General features: G+C 66.7%; 28 protein-coding genes. 1 reads left to right on the forward strand and 27 read right to left on the reverse strand.

Annotated features, from left to right (window positions below; all coding sequences use genetic code 11):
• Positions 1–222: 222 nt before the first annotated feature.
• The 26 genes from tatC to CBM2588_RS16045 form a co-directional block, all read right to left on the reverse strand.
• Positions 223–1,029 carry a twin-arginine translocase subunit TatC gene (gene tatC / locus CBM2588_RS15920; protein WP_115681296.1) on the reverse strand — a complete coding sequence of 269 codons (807 nt, stop codon included), beginning with the start codon at positions 1,027–1,029 and terminating at the stop codon, positions 223–225.
• A gap of 124 nt (positions 1,030–1,153) precedes the next feature.
• Positions 1,154–1,675 carry a Sec-independent protein translocase protein TatB gene (tatB, locus tag CBM2588_RS15925; RefSeq protein ID WP_115681297.1) on the reverse strand — a complete coding sequence of 174 codons (522 nt, stop codon included), beginning with the start codon at positions 1,673–1,675 and terminating at the stop codon, positions 1,154–1,156.
• A 93-nt stretch (positions 1,676–1,768) separates the two neighbouring features.
• The gene (gene tatA / locus CBM2588_RS15930) at positions 1,769–1,999 is read right to left on the reverse strand and encodes a Sec-independent protein translocase subunit TatA (RefSeq protein WP_018004941.1); all 231 of its coding nucleotides are present in this window, start codon (positions 1,997–1,999) and stop codon (positions 1,769–1,771) included.
• A 147-nt stretch (positions 2,000–2,146) separates the two neighbouring features.
• Positions 2,147–2,503, reverse strand: coding sequence for a histidine triad nucleotide-binding protein (locus CBM2588_RS15935; protein ID WP_018004940.1), 357 nt, complete (start codon positions 2,501–2,503; stop codon positions 2,147–2,149).
• 62 nt (positions 2,504–2,565) lie between these two features.
• Positions 2,566–2,955 carry a DUF4870 family protein gene (locus tag CBM2588_RS15940; protein ID WP_115705107.1) on the reverse strand — a complete coding sequence of 130 codons (390 nt, stop codon included), beginning with the start codon at positions 2,953–2,955 and terminating at the stop codon, positions 2,566–2,568.
• Positions 2,956–3,016: 61 nt separating this feature from the next.
• Positions 3,017–3,388, reverse strand: coding sequence for a phosphoribosyl-ATP diphosphatase (locus CBM2588_RS15945; protein ID WP_012354084.1), 372 nt, complete (start codon positions 3,386–3,388; stop codon positions 3,017–3,019).
• Positions 3,385–3,789: a phosphoribosyl-AMP cyclohydrolase gene (gene hisI / locus CBM2588_RS15950; RefSeq protein WP_092317504.1), complete on the reverse strand. Its 405-nt coding sequence runs from the start codon at positions 3,787–3,789 to the stop codon at positions 3,385–3,387. Before hisI ends, CBM2588_RS15945 begins: the two co-directional genes overlap by 4 nt.
• A 2-nt stretch (positions 3,790–3,791) precedes the next feature.
• A complete protein-coding gene (gene hisF / locus CBM2588_RS15955; protein ID WP_115681298.1) occupies positions 3,792–4,562 on the reverse strand; it encodes an imidazole glycerol phosphate synthase subunit HisF in 771 nt (256 codons plus the stop codon).
• Positions 4,563–4,632: 70 nt separating this feature from the next.
• Entirely contained in the window at positions 4,633–5,379 is a 747-nt protein-coding gene (gene hisA / locus CBM2588_RS15960) for a 1-(5-phosphoribosyl)-5-[(5-phosphoribosylamino)methylideneamino]imidazole-4-carboxamide isomerase (RefSeq protein WP_029047635.1), read from the reverse strand.
• Between the two features lie 166 nt (positions 5,380–5,545).
• Positions 5,546–6,199, reverse strand: a complete 654-nt coding sequence (gene hisH, locus CBM2588_RS15965; protein WP_172583597.1) for an imidazole glycerol phosphate synthase subunit HisH — start codon at positions 6,197–6,199, stop codon at positions 5,546–5,548.
• On the reverse strand, positions 6,196–6,819 hold the full coding sequence (locus CBM2588_RS15970) for a YchE family NAAT transporter (protein ID WP_115681300.1): 624 nt from the start codon (positions 6,817–6,819) through the stop codon (positions 6,196–6,198). The genes hisH and CBM2588_RS15970 overlap by 4 nt, the downstream gene beginning before the upstream one ends.
• A gap of 89 nt (positions 6,820–6,908) precedes the next feature.
• Positions 6,909–7,496, reverse strand: a complete 588-nt coding sequence (gene hisB, locus CBM2588_RS15975; RefSeq protein ID WP_010812330.1) for an imidazoleglycerol-phosphate dehydratase HisB — start codon at positions 7,494–7,496, stop codon at positions 6,909–6,911.
• 4 nt (positions 7,497–7,500) lie between these two features.
• On the reverse strand, positions 7,501–8,601 hold the full coding sequence (gene hisC / locus CBM2588_RS15980; protein ID WP_115681301.1) for a histidinol-phosphate transaminase: 1,101 nt from the start codon (positions 8,599–8,601) through the stop codon (positions 7,501–7,503).
• A 29-nt stretch (positions 8,602–8,630) separates the two neighbouring features.
• Entirely contained in the window at positions 8,631–9,968 is a 1,338-nt protein-coding gene (gene hisD, locus CBM2588_RS15985; protein ID WP_115681302.1) for a histidinol dehydrogenase, read from the reverse strand.
• A gap of 32 nt (positions 9,969–10,000) precedes the next feature.
• The gene (gene hisG, locus CBM2588_RS15990) at positions 10,001–10,675 is read right to left on the reverse strand and encodes an ATP phosphoribosyltransferase (protein ID WP_062801929.1); all 675 of its coding nucleotides are present in this window, start codon (positions 10,673–10,675) and stop codon (positions 10,001–10,003) included.
• Positions 10,676–10,695: 20 nt separating this feature from the next.
• Positions 10,696–11,946 (reverse strand): UDP-N-acetylglucosamine 1-carboxyvinyltransferase, encoded by a 1,251-nt coding sequence (gene murA / locus CBM2588_RS15995; RefSeq protein WP_111521344.1) that lies wholly within the window; start codon positions 11,944–11,946, stop codon positions 10,696–10,698.
• 85 nt (positions 11,947–12,031) lie between these two features.
• Entirely contained in the window at positions 12,032–12,280 is a 249-nt protein-coding gene (locus CBM2588_RS16000) for a BolA family protein (protein ID WP_012354094.1), read from the reverse strand.
• Between the two features lie 50 nt (positions 12,281–12,330).
• Positions 12,331–13,152, reverse strand: a complete 822-nt coding sequence (locus CBM2588_RS16005; RefSeq protein ID WP_111521342.1) for an ABC transporter permease — start codon at positions 13,150–13,152, stop codon at positions 12,331–12,333.
• Positions 13,149–14,099 (reverse strand): ABC transporter ATP-binding protein, encoded by a 951-nt coding sequence (locus CBM2588_RS16010; RefSeq protein ID WP_115681303.1) that lies wholly within the window; start codon positions 14,097–14,099, stop codon positions 13,149–13,151. The genes CBM2588_RS16005 and CBM2588_RS16010 overlap by 4 nt, the downstream gene beginning before the upstream one ends.
• A 259-nt stretch (positions 14,100–14,358) precedes the next feature.
• Positions 14,359–14,667: an STAS domain-containing protein gene (locus CBM2588_RS16015; RefSeq protein WP_115681304.1), complete on the reverse strand. Its 309-nt coding sequence runs from the start codon at positions 14,665–14,667 to the stop codon at positions 14,359–14,361.
• Between the two features lie 148 nt (positions 14,668–14,815).
• Entirely contained in the window at positions 14,816–15,445 is a 630-nt protein-coding gene (locus CBM2588_RS16020) for an MlaC/ttg2D family ABC transporter substrate-binding protein (RefSeq protein WP_012354098.1), read from the reverse strand.
• Positions 15,446–15,643: 198 nt separating this feature from the next.
• Positions 15,644–16,561, reverse strand: coding sequence for an MlaA family lipoprotein (locus tag CBM2588_RS16025; RefSeq protein ID WP_439897435.1), 918 nt, complete (start codon positions 16,559–16,561; stop codon positions 15,644–15,646).
• Positions 16,558–17,070 (reverse strand): outer membrane lipid asymmetry maintenance protein MlaD, encoded by a 513-nt coding sequence (gene mlaD, locus CBM2588_RS16030; protein ID WP_092317537.1) that lies wholly within the window; start codon positions 17,068–17,070, stop codon positions 16,558–16,560. Before mlaD ends, CBM2588_RS16025 begins: the two co-directional genes overlap by 4 nt.
• Before the next feature lie 84 nt (positions 17,071–17,154).
• Positions 17,155–17,934, reverse strand: coding sequence for a lipid asymmetry maintenance ABC transporter permease subunit MlaE (gene mlaE, locus CBM2588_RS16035; RefSeq protein ID WP_026164035.1), 780 nt, complete (start codon positions 17,932–17,934; stop codon positions 17,155–17,157).
• Between the two features lie 8 nt (positions 17,935–17,942).
• Complete coding sequence (locus tag CBM2588_RS16040; RefSeq protein ID WP_115681305.1) at positions 17,943–18,761, reverse strand: ABC transporter ATP-binding protein; 819 nt, start codon at positions 18,759–18,761, stop codon at positions 17,943–17,945.
• Between the two features lie 178 nt (positions 18,762–18,939).
• A complete protein-coding gene (locus CBM2588_RS16045) occupies positions 18,940–20,031 on the reverse strand; it encodes a tripartite tricarboxylate transporter substrate binding protein (protein WP_115681306.1) in 1,092 nt (363 codons plus the stop codon).
• Between the two features lie 220 nt (positions 20,032–20,251).
• Between CBM2588_RS16045 and CBM2588_RS16050 the strand changes: the two genes are divergently transcribed.
• Positions 20,252–20,788, forward strand: a complete 537-nt coding sequence (locus tag CBM2588_RS16050; protein ID WP_115681509.1) for a GNAT family N-acetyltransferase — start codon at positions 20,252–20,254, stop codon at positions 20,786–20,788.
• A gap of 75 nt (positions 20,789–20,863) precedes the next feature.
• On the opposite strand, the gene CBM2588_RS16055 is transcribed toward CBM2588_RS16050, so the two are convergent.
• Positions 20,864–22,327: a glutamate synthase subunit beta gene (locus CBM2588_RS16055; RefSeq protein WP_115681307.1), complete on the reverse strand. Its 1,464-nt coding sequence runs from the start codon at positions 22,325–22,327 to the stop codon at positions 20,864–20,866.
• Positions 22,328–22,354 lie beyond the last annotated feature (27 nt).

A 22,354-nucleotide genomic window follows, 5' to 3' on the forward strand; every position in this document is an offset into this window, starting at 1 on the left:
CCTTGTCAACTGATTGGGAAATCTTGGTTGCCCAAGTGCTTGGGCGACGCATTTACATTCACGTCTGCTGCGTATTATGTGCCAGCCCCCCCGGCCGTCAGAAGGCTTTTTCGGCGTAAACCATGCTTACTGGCGGTTTTTGTTGTCGGAGAGCAACAGGAATGCGGGCAAAAATCCCCATTTTGGTGCAAACGAACAACACAGCCTGCGAAAAAGCCTGCCTCAGCGCGATTCGTCCGGCTGCGTTTCTGCGGAAGTGGCCTCCTCGGCTGCCGGGCGGCCGATGAAACGGGCCAGGATCAGGCCAAGTTCATAGAGGGCCACGAGAGGAACCGCCAGCAGCAGTTGCGACAGCACGTCCGGCGGCGTGACGATGGCGGCGATGATGAAGGCCCCGACGATCACATAGGGGCGGATCTGCTTGAGCTTTTCCAGTTCGACCACGCCGAACCGCACCAGCACGATCACCACCACCGGCACTTCGAAGGTAATGCCGAAGGCCAGGAACGTGGTCATGGCGAAGCTGAGGTATTTGTCGATGTCGGTGGACATCTCCGCCCCCAGCGGCGCGTTGTAGTGCGCCATGAAATGGAACACAGTGGGGAACACCAGAAAATACGCAAACGCCACGCCGCACAAGAACAGGAAATAACTGCTCGATACCAGCGGCAGGATCAGGCGCTTCTCATGCTGGTACAGGCCGGGCGCGACAAACTGCCAGACCTGGTACAGCACCCATGGCAGCGCGATCAGGAATGCCACCAGCAAGGTCACCTTCATCGGCACGAAGAACGAGCCGGTCACGTCCGTGACGATCATCTTGCCGCCCTTGGGCAGCGATTCCATCAGCGGCGCGGAGAACAGGTTGAAGATGACGGGCGCCCAGTAGACCAGCGAGACGAACACCAGGATGATGCCGGCCACCGCCTTGACCAGTCGCTGGCGCAACTCGATCAGGTGGGAGATGAAGGTTTCCTGCTGCGACTCGTCTTGCGGGTCTTGGGGATCGGAGGACCGGGTGTCGCTCATGGCGTGAACCGCTCAGCCGCGAGGGCTGGCAAGTGGATCGATGAAACCGCAACGCGGCGGCGTGGGAAGGCGGACACAACGACAGCGGCCACGGCGGCCGGCAGGAGTTCGCCGCGCGCCATGCTTATTCGAAGAAGGAACGGGAGGGCCGGCTGGCCGGCCGGTGCCGCTTGACGCGCGCCGCGCCCGACTGCACCCAGACGCGGACATTGTGCTGGCGCTTGAACCACAGCGGACGCGCGCCCTGCTTGACGCGCCAGCTCTTGCGCCCGTTGTGCGCCTTGTGCGCCGCGTCCCAGCTGGGCACGAAGCCGCCACCGGCGTCGCTGCTGCCGCCGGTGCCGCTGGCTGCGCCGGTTTCGGCGCCGCCCAGCGCTTCGTTGAGCGCCTGGGTCTGCTCGCTGACTTCCTTATGGATGGTGCGCTCGACATCGCGCGCGGCGTCCTCGAATTCCGTGCGCATCTTGCGCAGTTCTTCCAGTTCCACCTCGCGGCTGACTTCCGCCTTGACGTCGTTGATGTAGCGCTGCGCACGGCCCACCAGCGCGCCTACCGTGCGCGCGACCTTGGGCAGCCGTTCGGGACCGATCACGATCAGTGCCACGGCGCCGATCAGCGCCAGCTTGGAAATGCCGAGATCAATCATGCGGACACATCATGCGGACAACATGCGGAATAGCGCAGGCGCGCAACGACACGCGCAGCGAGGTTTGCGTGGAAGGGAGGGCACACCGCCGGCTTATTGCTGGCGGGACTTTTCTTTGGCGTCGACGTCGATGGTGGTGGAATCGCGCAGTTCCTTGGACGCGCCCGGCTGGGCGCCCTTGTCCTCGCCGTCCTTCATGCCGTCCTTGAAGCCCTTGACCGCGCCGCCCAGGTCCTGGCCGATATTGCGCAGCTTCTTGGTGCCGAATACCAGCATGACGATCACCAGCACGATCAGCCAGTGCCAAATGCTAAACGAACCCATCTCTTGCTCCTGATGCAGCCGCGGGCGCAATCATAGATGCCCGGACCCGTTGTTCCGTCCCGTGATGGCCGCGCCGGGCGACGGTTGCCGGCACAGCTTCTGCCCGGGCGTTGCCGCCGCGGACGCTCCCCTGCCAAGGCTGCCCGGTCAGGGCAGCGGTCCCTTCCAGGCGTGGCGCGGTCCACCGAGCACATGCAGGTGCAGGTGGTAGACCTCCTGTCCGCCGTCCGGGCCGGTGTTGATCACCGTCCGGAAGCCGTTGGAACAGCCGGCCGCGCGCGCCAGTTCTGGCACCTTCAGCATCATTCTAGCAAGCACCTCTCCTTCGCCGGCGCCGCAATCGGCCAGCGAGTCGACATGTGCCTTGGGAATGACCAGCAAGTGTACCGGGGCCTTGGGATGGATATCGTGGAAAGCCAGCATGTCGTCGTCTTCATAGACTTTGTTCGACGGCAGCTGGCCAGCCACGATCTTGCAGAAGATGCAATTATCCTGAGCGTTCATGAAAATTTCATTGCGACGGCCGCGGCGCCGGTGACCACCTCGTGCATCGGTCTGCCCGACCCTCAGAATTGCTGATCCGGGTACATCGGCTTGCTGTCGTTCAGATACAGCCAGCCCTTGACGATACGATACAGCATCCACAACGACAGCACGCCCCAGACGGCAAAGGCCAGCGGCATCAGCACAACTGTCGCGAACAGCACCCCGCCCAGCACGCCCCAGGCCACCGACCACCAGAACGAGCGGATCTGCCAGGCGAAGTGCGAGGCATACAGCGAGCCGCGCGCGTCATCGCGCTTGACGTAGTCGATCACGATGGCGATCAGCGCGGTGATGCCGCCGGTGAGCCAGAAGATCGCATACAGCGCGTAAAGGATGTGCAGCAGCTTGCGCAGGCTGCCAAGCTGTTCGCCGCTGGGAGTAGTGACCTGCCCGGTGTAGTCGTTCGCCATAATCGCCCTCGGTTGGAAGCCTGCCTGAGGCAGGCGGGAGACCGGCCGGCACCCGCGCCGGCTAGTCCTTGCGCCGGGCCTTCTCTTCCAGGCCGGACAGCCCTTCGCGCCGCGCCAGCTCGTTGACCACATCCGCCGGCGTCAGGCCGAAGTTTGCCAGCAGCACCATGCTGTGGAACCACAGGTCGGCCACTTCATAGACTACTTTGCCGGCCGCGGCGCCGCTTTCACCGGCGGCGCGCGCATCCTTGGCGGCCATCACGGTCTCGGTGGCTTCCTCGCCAATCTTCTTCAGGATGGCGTCGTCGCCCTTGCTGAACAGGCGAGCCACGTAGGACTTGTCGGGGTCGCCGCCGTTGGCGGGCTTGCGCGATTCCAGCACCTCGGCCAGGCGCGCCAGGACATCGTTGCTGCTGAGTGCGTTGTCGCTCATGGCTTGGTGTAGATCTGGGCAGGGTCCTTCAGCACCGGCTCGACCGTCTGCCAGTCGCCGGCGTCCGCATCGCCCTCGAATTTCTGGAAGAAGCAGGAATGGCGCCCGGTATGGCAGGCGATGCTGTCGATTTGCGTCACCTTCAGCAGCACCACGTCTTCATCGCAGTCCAGACGGATCTCGTGCACCTTCTGCACGTGGCCCGACTCTTCGCCCTTGTGCCACAGGCGCTTGCGCGAGCGCGACCAGAACACGGCCTCGCCCAGCTCCACGGTGCGCAGCAGCGCCTCGCGGTTCATGAACGCGAACATCAGCACGTCGTTCGAGCCGACTTCCTGCACGATCACCGGCACCAGGCCGTTGTCGTCCCATTTCACCTTGTTGAGCCACTTCTTCGGCATGATCAGATCCGCACGGGTATGCCCTCGCGGGCCATGAATGCCTTGGCTTCGCCCACGGTATGCTGGCCGTAGTGGAAGATGCTGGCGGCCAGCACCGCGTCGGCGCGGCCCTTGGTTATGCCGTCGGCCAGGTCCTGCAGGCCGCCGACGCCGCCCGAGGCGATCACCGGCACCGGCACCGCATCGCTGACCGCGCGGGTCAGCTCCAGGTCGAAGCCGCTCTTGGTGCCGTCTCGATCCATGCTGGTGAGCAGGATCTCGCCGGCGCCGCGGTTCGCCATCTCGCGCGCCCATTGCACCGCATCCAGCCCGGTTGCCTTGCGCCCGCCGTGGGTAAAGACCTCCCAGCGCGGCGCTTCCCCCGGGGCGGAGCTGCGCTTGGCGTCGATCGCCACCACGATGCACTGCGAGCCATAGCGCGCGGTGGCATCCGACACCAGTTGCGGGTTGGCAATCGCCGACGAATTGACGCTGATCTTGTCGGCGCCGGCATTGAGCAGCCGGCGCACGTCTTCGACGGTGCGCACGCCGCCGCCCACCGTCAGCGGTATGAATACCTGCGAGGCGACGTCCTCGATGATATGCAGCATCAGGTCGCGCCCGTCGCTGGTTGCGGTGATGTCCAGGAATGTGATTTCGTCGGCGCCCTGCTCGTCATAGCGGCGCGCGATTTCGACGGGATCGCCCGCGTCGCGCAGCTCGACAAAATTGACGCCCTTGACCACCCGCCCGTTGGTCACGTCCAGGCAGGGGATGATACGTTTGGCTAGCATGAGATTCCTTGTCCGCCACCGCTGCCGTGCCGGCAGCGGCCGGGCGGCCGCGCCCCGCGGCGCCGTTGCCTTATTGCCCGTCGCGCAGCTTGTCGGCGCGCGCCTGCGCGTCGGCAAAGTTGAGGTCGCCGGAATAGATCGCGCGGCCGCAGATGACCCCTTCCACGCCCTCGCCCTCCACCGCGCACAGGTTGTCGATATCGGCCAGGTTGGACAACCCGCCGCTGGCGATCACCGGGATCGACATCGACTGCGCCAGCTTGACGGTGGCATCGATATTGATCCCCTGCAGCATGCCGTCGCGGCCGATGTCGGTATAGATGATGGCCTCGACGCCGTAGTCTTCGTACTTGCGCGCCAGGTCCGCCACCTCGTGGCCGGTCAGCTTGCTCCAGCCGTCGGTGGCGACCTTGCCGTCCTTGGCATCGAGCCCGACGATGATATGGCCGCCGAAGGCCGAGCAGGCGTCTTTCAGGAAGCCGGGGTTCTTCACCGCCGCGGTGCCGATGATGACGTACGAGAGCCCGTCGTCCAGCCAGCGCTCGATGGTGTTCAGATCGCGGATGCCGCCGCCCAGCTGCACCGGGATCTCGTCGCCGACCTCGGCGATGATGGCCTTGATGGCAGCCTCGTTGCGGGGCTTGCCCACGAAGGCGCCGTTCAGGTCCACCAGGTGCAGGCGGCGGGCGCCCTGCTCCACCCAGTGGCGTGCCATGGCGGCGGGATCTTCGGAAAAGACGGTGGCCTGGTCCATGTCGCCTTGTTTGAGGCGTACACACTGACCGTCCTTCAGGTCGATGGCCGGAATGAGCAACATATGCGTGACGAGCGTGGTTGAGTGAGTGAGATTGAGCGAGACCGGCGCATGCCGGTCAGGTCGGGTCGATAGTCGATCGGAAACGGGTCAGGTGCCGGGTCGGTCAGCGGTCGAGCATCGGGTCAACAAGCGAACACAAGCGAATCGCGAATCGGCAAGCTGCGCTTCAGGGATTCCAGTGGACGAAGTTCCGGTACAGCTGCAAGCCCATGGCCGCGCTTTTCTCGGGGTGGAACTGCGTCGCGAAAATATTATCGCGCGCTACCGCGCTGGTAAACACGACTCCGTATTCCGTTTCGCCGGCAATATGGGCCGGATCCTGCGCCTGCACAAAGTAGCTGTGGACGAAATAGAACCAGCTGTCGTCCGGGATACCGTCCCACAGCGGGTGCGGCCTGGCCTGGCGCACCCGGTTCCAGCCCATCTGCGGCACCTTGAAGCGCGAGCCGTCGGGTTGCGTCATGCCATCCAGGGCAAACCGTACGACCTGCCCTGGCATCAGCCCCAGCGCCGGGGTGCGATCCGTGCCGGCGCGGCTTTCAGTGCTGAATTCGAACAGCATCTGCTCGCCCACGCACACGCCCAGCATCGGCTTGCTCGCGGCGGCCTCGACCACCGCTTGCTGCAGCCCGGACGCGCCCAGCGCCGACATGCAGTCGGGCATCGCGCCCTGGCCCGGCAGCACCACGCGGTCCGCCGAGCGGATGCCTTCGGGCGCATCCACCACCCGGACATCGGCTTCCGGTGCCGCGGCGCGCAGCGCCTGCGCCACCGAGCGCAGGTTGCCCATGCCGTAATCCACAATTGCTATGGTAGTCATGATTTCAAAACAGGCAACAATGTCTTCAGCCCGTCCACGATGAATTCAACGGCCAACGCCGACAGGATCAAGCCCATCAGGCGCGTGCCGATATTGATGCCGGTGCGCCCGATTACCCGGGCGATCGGGTCCGCCGCGCGGAATACCAGGTACACCACCGAGCCCAGCAGCGCACCGATGCCGACCAGGATCAGCAGCTGGTACCAGTGCTGGGTCTTGCCGGCATAGACGATCACCGTGCTGATCGAACCCGGCCCGGTCAGCAGCGGCAGCGCCAGCGGCACCACCGCAATGCTGGACTTTACCTCGGCCTCGTCCTCTTCTTCCGGGGTGGCCTTGGTGCGGCTGGTTTGCGCATTCAGCATGTTCATGGCCATCATGATCATGATGAGCCCGCCGCCCACCTGCAGCGATGCCACCGAGATATTGAAGAACTCGATGATCTGCTGGCCCAGCAGCGCGGACACCGCCACCACGATCGCCACCGAGATCGATGCGATCTTGATGGTACGCAGCTTTTCCGCTTCGGTCTGCAGGCTGGTCAGGCTGATGAAGAACGGGATCGCCCCGATCGGGTTGATCAGCGCCAGCAGCGAGATAAACGACTTGAGCGTATCCATCGGTTGCGGTTGCCAGCAGCGCTGGCCGTATTGGCTAGAGAGGTGGGCGGGCGCCGCAACCAGCCGGCACGCCTACGGATTCAGGATGCTCAGAGCGTACCCTTGGTCGACGGGATCGTGTTGGCCGCGCGCGGATCGAGTTCCACCGCCATGCGCAGTGCCCGGCCAAAGGCCTTGAACACGGTTTCGCACTGGTGATGGGCGTTGATGCCGCGCAGGTTGTCGATATGCAGGGTGACGCCCGCATGGTTGACGAAGCCGCGGAAGAACTCGATGGTCAGGTCCACGTCGAAGCTGCCCACGCGCGCACGCGTGAACGGAACATGGAATTCCAGGCCCGGGCGGCCGGAGAAATCGATCACCACGCGTGACAGGCATTCGTCCAGCGGCACGTAGCTGTGCCCGTAGCGGGTGATGCCCTTCTTGTCGCCGATGGCCCTGGCCACCGCCTGGCCGAGCGTAATGCCCACGTCTTCCACCGTATGGTGGTCGTCGATATGCGTGTCGCCGGTGGCTTCGACCTCCAGGTCGAACATGCCATGCCGGGCGATCTGGTCCAGCATGTGGTCGAGGAACGGCACGCCCGACGCCAGTTTCTGGCGGCCGCTGCCGTCGAGATTCAGGGAAACGCGAATCTGCGTTTCCGAAGTATTGCGGGTGACCTCTGCAACACGCATGGTGTTAATCCTGCAGCGACGCTGCGAATGCCTCAAGGAACTGCGCGTTTTCTTCGGGCGTGCTGACCGTGACGCGCAGACAATTGGCCAGCAACGGGTGCATTTTACTCACGTTCTTGATCAATACCTTCCGCGCCAGCAGGCGCTCGAAGGTCTGTGCGGCATCCGGCACGCGCACCAGCAGGAAATTGGCGGCGCTGGGGAACACGGTGACCCCGGGCTGCGCCGCCATGCCGTCGGCCACGCGCGTGCGCTCGGCACGCAGTTGCGCGGCCTGTTGGTCCAGCACCGCCACATGCTCGAGCGCGAACAGCGCGGCGGCCTCGGTCAGCACGTTGACGTTGTAGGGCGGCCGCACCTTGTCAAGCTGCGACAGCCATTCCGGCGCGCCGGCGAGGTAGCCCAGGCGGATGCCGGCCAGGCCCAGCTTCGATACGGTGCGCATCACCAGCAGGTTGCCAAAGTCGGTCAGGCGCGGCATCCAGCTGTGCTGGGCGAACGGCTGGTAGGCCTCGTCGACCACCACCAGGCTGTTGCAGACCTCGCCCTGCGCGGCGCGGATGATGGCCTCCATGTCGGCGGCATCGAACAGGTTGCCGGTGGGGTTGTTCGGATAGGCCAGGTAGATGATGGCGGGCTGCTGCGCGGCCATTGCCGTCAGCATGGCGGCGCGGTCGAGCGTGAAGTCGTCGCGCAGCGGCACGCCGACGAACTGCAGGCCGGCAAACTGCGCCGACATCGCGTACATGACGAAGCCGGGCACCGGCGCCATTACCTTCGCGCCCGGCCTGGCCGCGGCCAGCGCCAGCATGCTGATGAGCTCGTCCGAGCCGTTGCCGAGCAGCACGTCCATGCCGGCCGGCACCTGCATCACGCGCTTGAGCGCGGCGCGCAGCGCTTCGCTGCTCGGCACCGGGTAGCGGTTCAGCGCCACCTCGCCCAGGCGCTCGGCCAGTTGCTGGCGCAGCGCGGGCGGCAGGCGGTACGGGTTTTCCATCGCGTCGAGCTTGACCAGACCGTGCGAATCCGGCACGTGGTAGGCGCCCATGGCGCGCACGTCGTCACGGATGATGCGTTCGATCAGGGAGGGCTCTACGGCTGACATGGAAGCTCCAGGTGGGTTGGGTCAGGGGTTCAGCTACGCTTGAAACGGTATTCCGCGCTGCGGGCGTGGGCCTGCAGCCCTTCGCCGTAGGCCAGTTCGGCGGCGATCTGGCCCAGCATCTGCGCGCCGCCCTCGCTTACCTCGATCAGGCTCGAGCGCTTCTGGAAGTCATAGACGCCCAGCGGCGACGAGAAGCGCGCGGTGCGCGAGGTCGGCAGCACGTGGTTGGGGCCGGCGCAGTAGTCGCCCAGCGACTCGCTGGTATAGCGGCCCAGGAAGATGGCGCCGGCGTGGCGGATCTTCTCGCTCCATTGGCGCGGGTTCTCGGCCGAGATCTCCAGGTGTTCCGGCGCGATCGCGTTGGCGATCTCGCAGGCCTCTTCCATGTCGCGCACCTTGACCAGCGCACCGCGGCCGGAAATCGACGCGGCGATCACGTCGCGGCGCGGCATGGTGCCAAGCTGGCGCTGGATGCTGGCGTCGACGCGGGCGATGTAGTCCGAGTCCGGGCACAGCAGGATCGATTGCGCCAGTTCGTCGTGCTCGGCCTGCGAGAACAGGTCCATCGCCACCCAGTCGGGGTCGGTGGTGCCGTCGCAGATCACCAGGATCTCGGAAGGGCCGGCGATCATGTCGATGCCGACGGTGCCGAACACGCGGCGCTTGGCCGCGGCAACGTAGGCGTTGCCCGGGCCGACGATCTTGTCGACCTGCGGCAGCATCGCGGTGCCGTAGGCGAGCGCACCGACCGCCTGGGCGCCACCGATGGTGAACACGCGATCCACGCCGGCAATCTGCGCCGCGGCCAGCACCAGTTCATTGCGCACGCCGCCGGGCGTGGGCACGACCATGATGATTTCCTTCACGCCCGCCACGCGCGCCGGGATCGCATTCATCAGCACCGACGACGGGTAAGCGGCCTTGCCGCCCGGCACGTAGATGCCGACGCGGTCCAGCGGCGTCACCTTCTGGCCCAGCATGGTGCCGTCGGCCTCGGTGTATTCCCAGCTGTGGCTGCCGCATTCGATCTTCTGCTTCTCGTGGTAGGCGCGCACGCGCGCGGCGGCCGCCTCCAGCGCGGCGCGGCGCTTGGGCTCGAGGTCTTCGAGCGCGGCTTCCAGCTGCTGCTGCGATACCTCCAGCGCGCCCATCGACGACGCTTCGACGCGGTCGAAGCGGCGGGTGTATTCCAGCACCGCGGCATCGCCGCGCGACTTCACGTCGGCCAGGATCTGCGCGGCGGCGCGATCGATGGCCTCGTCCTCGCCGGCCTCGAAGGCCAGCACCTGACGCAGTGCCTCGGCAAAGCCCGGCTCGCTGGAATCGAGCCGGCGGATCGGCAGGCTTTCCATTTCGGTTGGGTTCATGACTTCTGTTCCTGTCAGGCGGCGACCCGGCCTCAGGCCAGCGCCGCTGAAGCGCGTTCGAAGGCGTCGAGGATCGGTGCCAGCCGCTCGCGCTTGAGTTTGAGCGCGGCCTGGTTCACCACCAGCCGCGAGGAAATCTGCACGATCTCTTCCACTTCCACCAGATTGTTGGCGCGCAGCGTGCTGCCGGTGCTGACCAGGTCGACGATGGCATCGGACAGGCCCACCAGCGGGCCCAGCTCCATCGAACCGTACAGCTTGATCAGGTCGACGTGAACGCCCTTTTTCGCAAAATGCTCGCGCGCGGTCTGCACGTACTTGGTGGCCACGGCAAGGCGCGCGCCCTGGCGCACGGCCTTGGCGTAGTCAAACCCGGCCGGCACTGCCACCGACATGCGGCAGCGCGCGATGTTCAGGTCGATCGGCGCGTACAGGCCGGCCATGCCGCTTTCCATCAGCACGTCCTTGCCGGCCACGCCGAAGTCGGCCGCGCCGTACTGCACGTAGGTCGGCACGTCCGAGGCGCGCACGATCACCACGCGCACCGCCGGATCCGAAGTCGGCAGGATCAGCTTGCGCGAGGTCTCGGGATCCTCGGTGACGCGGATGCCGGCCGCTTCCAGCAGCGGCAGCGTCTCGGTGAAGATGCGGCCCTTTGACAGCGCCAGCGTGAGCTGGTTGGGCGATGCGTTGAAAGCGGGGCTCATCGGGCTTCAGTCCTTGGTGCTCAGGCAATGCGGCGGATCTTCGCGCCCACTGCCGACAGCTTGTCTTCCATGCGGTCATAGCCGCGGTCCAGGTGGTAGATGCGGTCGATCACGGTCTCGCCGTCGGCCACCAGGCCGGCGATTACCAGGCTGGCCGAGGCGCGCAGGTCGGTCGCCATCACGTTGGCGCCGGACAGGCGCGGCACGCCGTTGACCACCGCGGTGTTGCCTTCGACGGTGATGTCGGCGCCCAGGCGGTTCAGTTCCTGCACGTGCATGAAGCGGTTTTCGAAGATGGTCTCGGTCACGCGCGCGGTGCCTTCGGCGACCGCGTTCAGCGCCATGAACTGGGCCTGCATGTCGGTCGGGAAGGCGGGGTATTCCGAGGTGCGGAAGCTTACCGCGCGGGCGCGGTGCGGCATCGCCAGGCGGATCCAGTCGGCGCCGGTCTCGATGCTGGCACCGGCTTCGCGCAGCTTGTCGAGCACGGTGTCGAGGATCTCGGGCTGCACGCCGCGCAGCACCAGGTCGCCCAGCGTCGCGGCCGCCGCGCACAGGAAGGTGCCGGCCTCGATGCGGTCGGCGATGACGCTGTGGCTGGCGCCGTGCAGGCGCTCGACGCCGTGCACCACCAGGCGGTCGGTGCCGATGCCGTCGATCTTCGCGCCCATCTTGACCAGCAGCTGGGCCAGGTCGGTCACCTCGGGCTCGCGCGCGGCGTTTTCCAGCACGGTCTCGCCTTCGGCCAGCGTCGCCGCCATCAGCAGGTTCTCGGTGCCGGTCACGGTGATCATGTCGGTGACCACGCGCGCGCCCTTCAGGCGCTTGGCGCGCGCATGGATAAAGCCGTGCTCGATGGTGATCTCGGCGCCCATCGCCTGCAGGCCCTTGATGTGCTGGTCGACCGGCCGTGCGCCGATGCCGCAGCCGCCCGGCAGCGACACGCGGGCCTCGCCAAAGCGCGCCACCAGCGGGCCCAGCACCAGGATCGAGGCGCGCATGGTCTTGACCAGCTCGTACGGGGCTTCGAGCACATTGACGTCGGCGCCGTTCAGGGTCACGCGCGCGCCGTCGAACTCGGCCTGCATCCCCATCAGGCGCAGCAGCTTGAGCGTGGTGCGCACGTCCTGCAGGTTGGGCACGTTGTCCAGCGCGACGGTGTCGGCCGTCAGCAGGCCCGCGCACAGGATCGGCAGGGCGGCGTTCTTGGCGCCCGAGACGCGGATTTCACCCTTGAGCGGGCCGTTGCCGTGAATCTGGAATTTGTCCATGTTCTATGGTTTGTTCCGGGCACGCGCCCGGCATCATTGTTCTGGAGCCACGCAGGCGCGCGGCGCATGGTGCGTTCTTGGTGCTCTACTTGCCTGCGCCCGCCTGCCACTCCGCGGGGGTCAGGGTCTTCATCGACAGCGCATGGATCTCGGCGCGCATGCGGTCGCCCAGCGCCGCGTAGACACGCTGGTGGCGCTGGATCAGCCGCTTGCCTTCGAATTCGTTGCTGACGATGGTGGCAAAGAAATGCTGGCCATCGCCCTCGACTTGCAGATGTTCGCAGGGCAGTCCTTGGGCAATGTAGTCCCTGACTTGTTCCGGTGTAGGCAGCATGGGGTTCTCTTCAGCGTGATTCAGCTTGATTCAACAGGGCCGGCCGCCGCTCAGTGGCGCAGCTTGTATCCGGACTTCAACAGGCGCAGCGCCAGCGCCGCCAGCACCACGAACGCCGATCCGACCACCGCCAGGCTGAACAGCGGCGACACGTCCGAGACGCCGAAGAAGCCATAGCGGAAGCCATCGATCATGTAGAAGAACGGATTGGCGTGGGACACCGCCTGCCAGAAGGCCGGCAGCGAATGGATCGAATAGAACACGCCCGACAGGAAGGTCGCCGGCATGATCAGGAAGTTCTGGAACGCGGCCAGCTGGTCGAACTTCTCGGCCCAGATGCCAGCAATCAGGCCGAGCGTGCCCAGGATGCCCGCGCCCAGCAGCGCGAACACCAGGATCCAGCCGACGTTGGCGAAATGCAGGTTGGCGAACCACGCCGTCACCAGCAGCACGCCCAGGCCGACGGTCAGCCCGCGGATCACCGAGGCCACCACGTAGGCACCGAACATCTCCCAGTGCGACAGCGGCGGCAGCAGCACGAACACCAGGTTGCCGGTGATCTTCGACTGGATCAGTGATGAAGAACTGTTGGCGAACGCGTTCTGCAGCACGCTCATCATCACCAGCCCGGGCACCAGGAAGGCGGTGTAGCTGATCTGGTCGTAGACCTTGACCCGGTCTTCCAGCACATGGCCGAAGATCAGCAGGTACAGCACCGCGGTCAGCACCGGCGCGGCCACGGTCTGGAAGCTTACTTTCCAGAAGCGCAGCACTTCCTTGTACAGCAGCGTGCGGAAGCCCACCAGGCCGCCGACGGCCATCGGGCCGAGGCGGGTGTCGTCGAGGATTTCGATGTCGCCAGGCTGCTTCATGCCGCGGCCTCCATCGCCGGGTCGGGCAGCGCGCCGGGCATATGCCCCTCGCGGCGCATGATCTGCACGAATACGTCCTCGAGGTCGGCCTTGTTGATTTCCATGTCTTCGATCTCACAACCCGCTTCGCGGCAGGCGGCCAGGATCGGCTCCACCGCCTGGTAGCCCGACAGCCGCAGCCGCACCGCGCGCTCGCCGGGGTTGGCCGGCATGCGCAGCGGCTCCAGCGACGGCGGCAGGCCGCCGCGCGCGAAGGTCAGCACCAGCTGCAGGCCGGCAAACTGCGTCAGCAGGTTGCTGGTGCGGTCCAGCGCCACCACTTCGCCGAACTTGAGCATGGCGATGCGGTCGCACAAGGCCTCGGCCTCTTCGAGGTAATGCGTGGTCAGGATGATGGTGTGCCCTTCGCGGTTCAGGCGCGAGATGAACTTCCACAGCGTTTGCCGCAACTCAACATCGACGCCGGCAGTGGGCTCGTCGAGCACGATCACCGGCGGGCGGTGCACCAGCGCCTGTGCCACCAGCACGCGCCGCTTCATGCCGCCGGACAGCTGGCGCATATTGGCATCGGCTTTCCCGGTCAGGTCCAGGTTGGCCATGATTTCGTCGATCCAGTCGTCGTTGCGCGTCAGGCCGAAATAGCCTGACTGCAGCCGCAGCGTCTCGCGCACCGTGAAGAACGGATCGAACACCAGCTCCTGCGGCACCACGCCCAGCATACGCCGCGCCATCCGGTAATCGCCGACGACATCGTGCCCCAGCACACTGACGCGGCCGGAATCGGCGCGGTTCAGGCCGGCGAGGATCGAGATCAGCGTGGTCTTGCCGGCGCCGTTGGGCCCGAGCAGGCCGAAGAATTCGCCGCGTTCGACGGTGAAGCTGACGCCCTTGAGCGCCTGCAGGTTGCGGTAGCGCTTGCGAACGTCGTGGATTTCAATGGCTTTCATGGCCGATTGTTTGTGGCGGGTCCGGCTCTTTCAGGGGCCGGCCGCCAGGAAATGGGGAGCAAAGCGTGCCCGGATGTCCTGCTCCGGCATGGATCGGGCCGGCAACAGGCGGGGGGATGGGCGAACAACCCGGAATTATAGGGGATGCGGGGTCGGTCCCGCTTGATCCCCGCCGGATCCGCCCGGGGGCTCGGCGGCCGCGCCAGCGGTCGCCGCGGCATCGCGTGCGGCCGCCTGGATGGCGACCGGCGATGCCGGATCAATGTCGGTGATGGTGTGCCGGTGGGATGGCGGCGGGAGCTGCCGCGCTCGCCAGGCCGAGCAGGCCATCGACGCCGTACAGGCTGGCCAGTTGCGCCAGTTGCGCCGGCACGCCGCGCAGCACCAGCGCCTGGCCGCGCGCCACCGCGGCCCGATGCCATGCCAGCAGCACGGCGACGGCCGAGGAGTCCACCTGCGCCAGGCCGGCGCAGTCCACTTCGACGTCGCCCTGCGCCACGCGTGCCAGCCCGTCGCGCAGCACCGCGGCGGCATTCTGGTTGGTCAGCGAGTTACCCGGCGAAAGCATGGCGTCAGTGGCCTGGATGCGGAAAGAAGAAAGGGATCTGAAAACGAAGACTCCCGCGCGGAGCGGGAGCCTGTGTCGCGAACGGCCATTGTAGTGCAACTTCGGCGCGCCGTGCTGCATTGCAGCGGCGCACCGCGGGCATGCCCCGTCAGCTCTTGGCGTTGGCGAGCTGGCGGTTGCGGTCCTGCAGCGTCTTGATCACGCCCTCGACGCCCTGCTGGCCGACGATGGTGTTGAAGCTGCCCTTGTAGGCCTCGGTCAGCCACGCGCCCAGCACGTTGATGTCATAGACCTTCCAGCCCTGCGCGGTCTTTTCCAGGCGGTAGTCCATCTGGATCGGCTCGCCCTTGTTGATGACCTGGGTGCGGATGGTGGCATCGGTATCGTCGGCGGTGCCGCGGTACGGACGGTATTGCACGGTCTGGTCGCGGATCTGCGCGATGGCGCCGGCATAGGTGCGGATCAGCAGGGTCTTGAATTCCTCGGTGATCTGCTTCTGCTGCTCGGGCGTGGCCTTGGACCAGTTGCGGCCCATGGCGATCTGCGTGGTCTTCTGGAAGTTGGCGTTGGGAATGATCTTCTGTTCGACCAGCGCGGTGATCTTGCCGATATTGCCGGCCTGCATGTCCTTGTCGGCCTTCACGGTCGACATCACGTCATTGACCACGGCCTTGACCAGCCCGTCCGGGGTGGCCGCGTCCTGGGCCGATACCTGGGCCTGCGCGGTCCCCGCGAAGGCAACCGCCGTCAGGAGGGGGAGCAACAGTCGCTTGAGCATGTGAGATTTCCTTCTTTATCAAAGAGGTCGTGACCCGCGCCCGCGCGTCGATACGCGGCCGGAAGGCCACGGGTCCTTGCAGATTGGAACATAGCGGCGTCGCGCGCGTTGCCATCAAAAGCGCGCCAGACGCCACCTACAAACAATTTGTTTCAGCGGTCACAGCGCATTCACAGCGCCAGTGTCGCCTTCGCCGCTTCAGCGGAAGCGCACTCCGGGCATACCCGGCAGCACCGGCGGCAACGGCATGCTCTGGCCTTCAGGCTGGGTCTCGCCCGCGGCGCCGGGCTTGGGCGGCTCCGCGGCCGGGGCCGAAGCGCCATCGGCCGCGGGAGCCGGTGCCGGTGCTGGTGCGGCACCGGGGTCGGCCGCGGCGGGCGCCGGCGCCGCGTCGTCGGCCTCGGCCTCGTCGTCGCCGCCCGGCGGATTGCCGTCGTAGATCAGGTACTGGCGCCGCTGCAGGTAGGAGTCACGCAGGAACGAGTACTTGTCCAGCGCCGCCTGCTCCAGCAGGTTGCTGGCACCCAGCAGCTGGGCCCGGCCGGCGACGATGCGCACCCCGACCAGCGAATTGCGCAGCGAAACCGGATAGAAGTACGCCGACGGATCGGCCTGGCGGTCGACCAGCATGCCGGCAGTGTCGCGGAAGGTGCTCGGGCCGAACAGCGGCAGCACCAGGTACGGGCCGGCCGGCACGCCCCACACGCCCAGCGTCTGGCCGAAGTCTTCCTTGTACTTGGGCAGGCCGGCCGGGGTCGCGATGTCGATCAGGCCGCCGATGCCCAGCACGGTGTTCATCGCCACGCGCATGGTGTCTTCGGCCGCGCGCGTCGGCTTGCCCTGCAGCAGGTTGTTCACCGCCGAATAAACGTCGCTGACATTGGAGAAGAAGTTCTCCACCGCGCGCTGCACCGGCGTCGGCGTGTAGTCGGCATAGAGTTCGGCCACCGGGCGCATGATGCCCTTGTCGAAGTCCTCGTTGATCTTCGAGACCTCGCGGTTGAACGGCTCGAGCGGGTCTTTCGGGTTGGCGGTGGGGCCAGTGGCGCAACCGGCAAGCGCCGCGGCGGCCGCGGCCGTAGCCATGAGGTTGCGGATGTGGCGGGGGGCGTTCACTTGAGGTCTCCAGCCGGGGCCGGCGCGCTGGCGCCGGGGGACGAGCCGCCGCCGGCATCGGCGGCCTTGTTGTACAGGAACTGCCCGATCAGGTTTTCGAGCACCACCGCGGACTGCGTCATGGTGATGCGCGCGCCGTTGGCCAGCATGGCGGTGTCGCCGCCGGCTTCGAGGCCGATGTACTGCTCGCCCAGCAGGCCCGAGGTCAGGATCTTGGCCGAGGTGTCCTTCGGGAACTGGTAGCGCGTCTCCAGGCTCATCTCGACGGTAGCCTGGTAGGTCTTGTCGTCGAAGCGGATCGCCGCGACCCGGCCGACCACCACGCCCGCGCTCTTGACCGGCGCGCGCGGCTTGAGCCCGCCGATATTGTCGAAGCGGGCCTGCACGCTATAGGTGTCCTGGAAGCTGAAGGCGCTCATGTTTCCTGCCTTGAGGGCCAGGAAGAGCAAGGCGACGAACCCTGCCGCCACAAACAGTCCCACCCAGAAATCGAGTGTGTTCTTTTTCATTGGAATCTCTTTCTTCAACCCCGTAGTGTCTGTCGCTGCCGTCTTGTTATCGTAGCGCCCGCATCGTTGCGGCGGGCATCCGCCTCAATTGCTGAACATCAGCGCCGTCAGCAGGAAATCCAGTCCCAGCACCGCGAGCGACGCGATCACCACGGTGCGGGTGGTCGCGCGCGAGACGCCTTCCGGCGTGGGCTTGGCCTCGAACCCCTGGTACAGCGCAATGAACGTCACCGCGATGCCAAAGATAAAGCTCTTGATCACGCCGTTGAGCACATCGGCGCGCACGTCCACGCCGCCCTGCATCTGCGACCAGAAGGCCCCGGCGTCGACGCCGATCAGTTGCACGCCGACCACGTAACCGCCCAGGATGCCCACCGCGCTGAAGATCGCGGCCAGCACCGGCATGGCGATCACGCCCGCCCAGAAGCGCGGCGCGACTACGCGCTGCAGCGGGTTCACCGCCATCATTTCCATCGCCGTGAGCTGCTCGCCCGCCTTCATCAGTCCGATTTCGGCAGTCAGCGAGGTGCCGGCGCGGCCGGCGAACAGCAGCGCGGTGACCACCGGGCCCAGTTCCCGCACCAGCGACAGCGCCACCAGCAGCCCGAGCGCCTGCTCGGAGCCGTAGCGGTTGAGCGTGTAGTAGCCCTGCAGCCCGAGCACGAAGCCGACGAACAGGCCCGACACCGCGATGATCACCAGCGACAGGTTGCCGACAAAGAAGACCTGGTCAGTCACCAGCCGGAAGCGGCGCAGCAGCGCCGGCGACAGTGCCAGCACGGCCAGGAACATGCGCGTGGCATGGCCCAGCCCGGAAATGCTGCGGCGCACGGCTGCGCCGATGGCGCTGAAGAAGCCCGTCAGGAAGCCGGTCATCGCGCCCCTCCGGCGAAATCCTCGGCCAGCGACGGTCCGGCATAGTGGAACGGCACCGGGCCGTCGGCCTCGGCGTGGACGAACTGGTGCACGAACGGATCGGTGGAGGCGCGCAGGGCCTCGGGCGTGCCTTCGGCAGCGATGCGCCCGTCGGCAATGAAGTAGACGTAGTCGGCGATCTGGAAGGTCTCGTGCACGTCGTGCGAGACGATGATGGTGGTGGCGCCGAGCGCGTCGTTGAGGCTGCGGATCAGCCGGGCGGTCAGTCCCAGCGAGATCGGATCCAGGCCGGCGAAGGGCTCGTCATACATCAGCAGGGCCGGATCCAGCGCAATCGCGCGCGCCAGCGCCACGCGCCGCGCCATGCCGCCGGAGATCTGCGACGGCATCAGGTCGCGCGCGCCGCGCAGGCCGACCGCATTGAGCTTCATCAGCACCAGGTCGCGGATCATCGACTCGGGCAGGTCGGTGTGCTCGCGCAGCGGGAAGGCGACGTTGTCGAACACCGACAGGTCGGTAAACAGCGCGCCGAACTGGAACAGCATCCCCATCTGGCGGCGCACGGCGTACAGGCCGGCGGTATCGAGCTGGTGAATGTCGGTGCCGGCAAAGCGCACCGCGCCCGCCTGCGGCCGCACCTGGCCGCCGATCAGCCGCAGCACCGTGGTCTTGCCGCAGCCCGATCCGCCCATCACCGCGATCACCTTGCCGCGCGGGAATTGCATGGTCAGGCCGGACAGGATCGGCTTGCCGTGGTCCGCGTAGGCGAAATCCACCGCAGTCAGTTCGACAAGGTTTTGAGCAGAATCGGTCACGTTGGCACCGGTCGGGACAGGGGCGCATTATAAGGTGTACTACCTAGCCCTGCTGGTACCCGTGTGTCTCGCGCCACATGAAGCGCGGCTGTGGTGCCTCAGAATTCTCCTGGCCGGACGGCAAACTGGCCGATTTCCCCTGGAAACCGGCCACTGTCCCACCGCGCCGCGGTGCCGCTCAAGGCTCCTGCGCGATCGGCACGTCCCTGAGGATGACCTGCCACTGGATCGATTCCGAGCGGATCGCGGTGGCAAACGCCTCCGGCGAGTCGCGCAGCGGCGTCAGGCCGGCGGCCTGCAGGCGCGAGCGCACCTCGCGTTCGGCCATCACGCCGTCCAGCTCACCGGCCAGCCGCGCCACGATGGCGCGCGGCGTCTTGGCCGGCGCCATCACGCCAAACCAGGCCGCCGCGGCGTAGCCGTCCTGCCCGGACTCCTGCAGCGTCGGCACCAGCGGCGCCAGCGGGGAACGCGCCACGCCGGTCACGCCGACCAGCCGCAGCCCGCCGCTCTTGACCTGGCTCTGGACTGCCGCGAATGAACAGAAGCAGGCGCTGATGCGGCCGGCCAGCATCTCCTGCACCACCGCGGCCTCGCCCTTGGCCGTGACCAGCGGCACGCCGCCGCGCAGGCCGCGCACCGCGTACTCGGCGTACAGGTGGGAAGGGCTGCCGGGCTGGCCGTAGCCGTAGCTGTAGGAACCGGGACTCGACTTCACCGCGGTCATCCATTGTTCCGGGGTGCGCATCGGCAGCCGGGCGTCGATCACCAGGAACAGCGGCGTGGTGGCGACGCGCGCCACCGGCGTGAAATCGCGCACGACGTCGTAGGGCACCGGCTCCAGCCCCGGCTGGATCAGCATGTTGGCCTGGTGGAACAGCAGCGTATGGCCGTCGGAGCTGGCCTTGGCGACGACATCGCCGGCGATGGTGCCGGCGCTGCCGGGACGATTGTCGACCTCGACCGGCACGCCAAGCCTGGCCGACAGGCGCTCGGCCAGCATCCGCGCCACGGCGTCGGCGACGCCGCCGGCCGGGAACGGCACGATCAGGCGCATCGGCCGATCCGGGAACGACATGCTGCGCGCAAGCGGCTGGGTGCCGGCATGCGCTGGCTTGGCTGGCACGGCGAACGCCAGCGTGGCACAGCCCATGGCGACCAGGCACAGCACGCGCGGCAGCCAGCGCCGGGCGGCGTTGGCCGCGGGCAGGCGCGGCGCGATTTTCGCTTTACCTCGCCAAAGTCGCGACAGATTGCGCACTTCGGACATCGTTTTCCTCCGGCCCGTCTCCTGAGGAGGCGGCAAACAGGTTCTGGGGAAAATGGATAGCGAGGCAGTTTCCGTTAGTTGTTTTTGAAAATTGTAAGGACAATGTCGGGGCCGCCACAGGCACGTAAACCATAGCCGGGAGAACCCTGAAAGCCTTGCTGCGCCTTGCCAAATGCGCCCTCGCGCCTGGCCGCGCAAAGCGCGCCGCTATAATCCGCCGATGACGAATTTCACCGTGCGGCGCATGGTCTTGGCCGACCTGCCGGCCGTGCTGGCGGTGCAGGCCAGCTGCTATACCGAAGTCCTGCTGGAAAGCGAGACGGCGCTGGCCAGCCGGCTGGCGCTGTCGCCGGCCACTTGCTGGGTCGCGCACGATCCTGCGCAGCGCAGCAGCCTGGCCGCGTACCTGTTTACCCACGCCTGGCCCGAAGACAGCCTGCCGCCGCTGGACGGCGTGCTCGACGACGGCTGGCGCCGGCACACCGCCACCAGCCTGACCTGGTTCGTGCACGACATGGCCGTGGCCCCGGCCGGCCGCGGTGCCGGGCTGGCGCCGCGCCTGTACGCGGCGGCGCAGGCGGCCGCGCACGCCGCCGGGCTGCGGCGTTCGCGGCTGATCGCGGTGCAGTCCGCGGCGCCGTGGTGGCGCAGGCTCGGGTACGCTCCGGTACCGGCGCAGACGGCGGCGCGGCACGCCGGCAAGCTGGCCGCATACGGCGCCAGCGCGGTGCTGATGGAGCGGACGCTGGCCGGCTGAACGCCGCCATCGCGCAGACAAAAAAGCCCGCCGGCTTGCGCCAGGCGGGCTTTTTGTTGGGACGACGAGGCCGGATCAGCGCGGCAGATCGCTATGCCCCATCAGGAACGCATCGACCGAGCGCGCGGCCTGGCGGCCTTCGCGGATCGCCCACACCACCAGCGACTGGCCGCGGCGCACGTCGCCGGCGGCGAACACCTTGGGCACGTTGGTGTGGTAGGCACGCTCGCCTTCGGTCGAGGCCTTGGCGTTCTTGCGCGCATCGGTGTCGACGCCAAACGCTTCCAGCATCGAGCCCACCGGGTTGGTGAAGCCCATCGCGAGCAGCACCAGGTCGGCCGGCAGGATGAACTCGCTGCCTTCGACTTCCTGCATGCGGCCGTCCTTCCATTCGACGCGGCAGGCCTTCAGCGCGGTAACCTTGCCGTTCTCGCCGATGAATTCCTTGGTGGCGACCGACCAGTCGCGCTCGCAGCCTTCGTCGTGCGACGACGAGGTGCGCAGCTTGATCGGCCAGTACGGCCACACCAGGGGCTTGTTCTCTTCTTCCGGCGGCTGCGGCAGCAGCTCGAACTGGGTCACCGAGGTGGCGCCGTGGCGGTTGGACGTGCCGACGCAGTCGGAGCCGGTATCGCCGCCGCCGATTACGATCACGTTCTTGCCTTCGGCGCGAATCTCGTTGGCGCCGTCGCCGGCCACTTCCTTGTTCTGCGGGATCAGGAATTCCAGCGCGAAGTGGATGCCGGCCAGGTCGCGGCCCGGCACCGGCAGGTCGCGCGGCACTTCGGAGCCGCCCGCCAGCACCACGGCGTCGAACTGGTCCATCAGGGCCTGGGCCGAGATGGTTTCGCGCGCATAGTTCTTGATGCCGGCCGGCAGTTCGCCGTCGGTCACCATCACGCCGGGGCGGAAGGTCACGCCTTCGGCCTGCATCTGTTCCATGCGGCGGTCGATCAGCGTCTTCTCCATCTTGAAGTCGGGGATGCCGTAGCGCAGCAGGCCGCCGATGCGGTCGTTCTTCTCGAACACGGTCACGTCATGGCCGGCGCGTGCCAGCTGCTGCGCGGCAGCCATGCCGGCGGGGCCGGAGCCGACCACGGCGACGGTCTTGCCGGTCTTGTGGCGCGGCAGCTGCGGCTTGACCCAGCCCTCTTCCCAGGCCTTGTCGATGATGGCGTGCTCGATCGACTTGATGCCCACCGGCAGCTCGTTGATGCCCAGCGTGCAGGCGGCCTCGCACGGTGCCGGGCAGATGCGGCCGGTAAATTCAGGGAAGTTGTTGGTCTGGTGCAGCACCTCGATCGCCGACTTCCAGTCCTGGCGATACACCAGGTCGTTGAAGTCCGGGATGATGTTGTTGACCGGGCAGCCGTTGTTGCAGAACGGGATGCCGCAGTCCATGCAGCGCGCACCCTGGAGCTTCGCTTCGCTGTCGGACAGCGCGAACACGAATTCCTTGTAGTGCTTCACGCGCTTGACTACCGGTTCGTAGCCCTCATTCTGGCGCGGAAATTCGAGAAAGCCAGTCGCCTTACCCATGTTGCGTCCTTGGTCATGCTGCGCGGG

Source organism: Cupriavidus taiwanensis (assembly GCF_900250075.1).
Taxonomy (GTDB): Bacteria; Pseudomonadota; Gammaproteobacteria; order Burkholderiales; family Burkholderiaceae; genus Cupriavidus; species Cupriavidus taiwanensis_C.

Bases quoted from the DNA above. Each gene is read 5' to 3' on its own strand.
- tatC (WP_115681296.1), bottom strand. From the start codon at position 1,029: ATGAGCGACACCCGGTCCTCCGATCCCCAAGACCCGCAAGACGAGTCG.
- tatB (WP_115681297.1), bottom strand. From the start codon at position 1,675: ATGATTGATCTCGGCATTTCCAAGCTGGCGCTGATCGGCGCCGTGGCA.
- tatA (WP_018004941.1), bottom strand. From the start codon at position 1,999: ATGGGTTCGTTTAGCATTTGGCACTGGCTGATCGTGCTGGTGATCGTC.
- CBM2588_RS15935 (WP_018004940.1), bottom strand. From the start codon at position 2,503: ATGAACGCTCAGGATAATTGCATCTTCTGCAAGATCGTGGCTGGCCAG.
- CBM2588_RS15940 (WP_115705107.1), bottom strand. From the start codon at position 2,955: ATGGCGAACGACTACACCGGGCAGGTCACTACTCCCAGCGGCGAACAG.
- CBM2588_RS15945 (WP_012354084.1), bottom strand. From the start codon at position 3,388: ATGAGCGACAACGCACTCAGCAGCAACGATGTCCTGGCGCGCCTGGCC.
- hisI (WP_092317504.1), bottom strand. From the start codon at position 3,789: ATGCCGAAGAAGTGGCTCAACAAGGTGAAATGGGACGACAACGGCCTG.
- hisF (WP_115681298.1), bottom strand. From the start codon at position 4,562: ATGCTAGCCAAACGTATCATCCCCTGCCTGGACGTGACCAACGGGCGG.
- hisA (WP_029047635.1), bottom strand. From the start codon at position 5,379: ATGTTGCTCATTCCGGCCATCGACCTGAAGGACGGTCAGTGTGTACGC.
- hisH (WP_172583597.1), bottom strand. From the start codon at position 6,199: ATGACTACCATAGCAATTGTGGATTACGGCATGGGCAACCTGCGCTCG.
- CBM2588_RS15970 (WP_115681300.1), bottom strand. From the start codon at position 6,819: ATGGATACGCTCAAGTCGTTTATCTCGCTGCTGGCGCTGATCAACCCG.
- hisB (WP_010812330.1), bottom strand. From the start codon at position 7,496: ATGCGTGTTGCAGAGGTCACCCGCAATACTTCGGAAACGCAGATTCGC.
- hisC (WP_115681301.1), bottom strand. From the start codon at position 8,601: ATGTCAGCCGTAGAGCCCTCCCTGATCGAACGCATCATCCGTGACGAC.
- hisD (WP_115681302.1), bottom strand. From the start codon at position 9,968: ATGAACCCAACCGAAATGGAAAGCCTGCCGATCCGCCGGCTCGATTCC.
- hisG (WP_062801929.1), bottom strand. From the start codon at position 10,675: ATGAGCCCCGCTTTCAACGCATCGCCCAACCAGCTCACGCTGGCGCTG.
- murA (WP_111521344.1), bottom strand. From the start codon at position 11,946: ATGGACAAATTCCAGATTCACGGCAACGGCCCGCTCAAGGGTGAAATC.
- CBM2588_RS16000 (WP_012354094.1), bottom strand. From the start codon at position 12,280: ATGCTGCCTACACCGGAACAAGTCAGGGACTACATTGCCCAAGGACTG.
- CBM2588_RS16005 (WP_111521342.1), bottom strand. From the start codon at position 13,152: ATGAAGCAGCCTGGCGACATCGAAATCCTCGACGACACCCGCCTCGGC.
- CBM2588_RS16010 (WP_115681303.1), bottom strand. From the start codon at position 14,099: ATGAAAGCCATTGAAATCCACGACGTTCGCAAGCGCTACCGCAACCTG.
- CBM2588_RS16015 (WP_115681304.1), bottom strand. From the start codon at position 14,667: ATGCTTTCGCCGGGTAACTCGCTGACCAACCAGAATGCCGCCGCGGTG.
- CBM2588_RS16020 (WP_012354098.1), bottom strand. From the start codon at position 15,445: ATGCTCAAGCGACTGTTGCTCCCCCTCCTGACGGCGGTTGCCTTCGCG.
- mlaD (WP_092317537.1), bottom strand. From the start codon at position 17,070: ATGAAAAAGAACACACTCGATTTCTGGGTGGGACTGTTTGTGGCGGCA.
- CBM2588_RS16045 (WP_115681306.1), bottom strand. From the start codon at position 20,031: ATGTCCGAAGTGCGCAATCTGTCGCGACTTTGGCGAGGTAAAGCGAAA.
- CBM2588_RS16050 (WP_115681509.1), top strand. From the start codon at position 20,252: ATGACGAATTTCACCGTGCGGCGCATGGTCTTGGCCGACCTGCCGGCC.
- CBM2588_RS16055 (WP_115681307.1), bottom strand. From the start codon at position 22,327: ATGGGTAAGGCGACTGGCTTTCTCGAATTTCCGCGCCAGAATGAGGGC.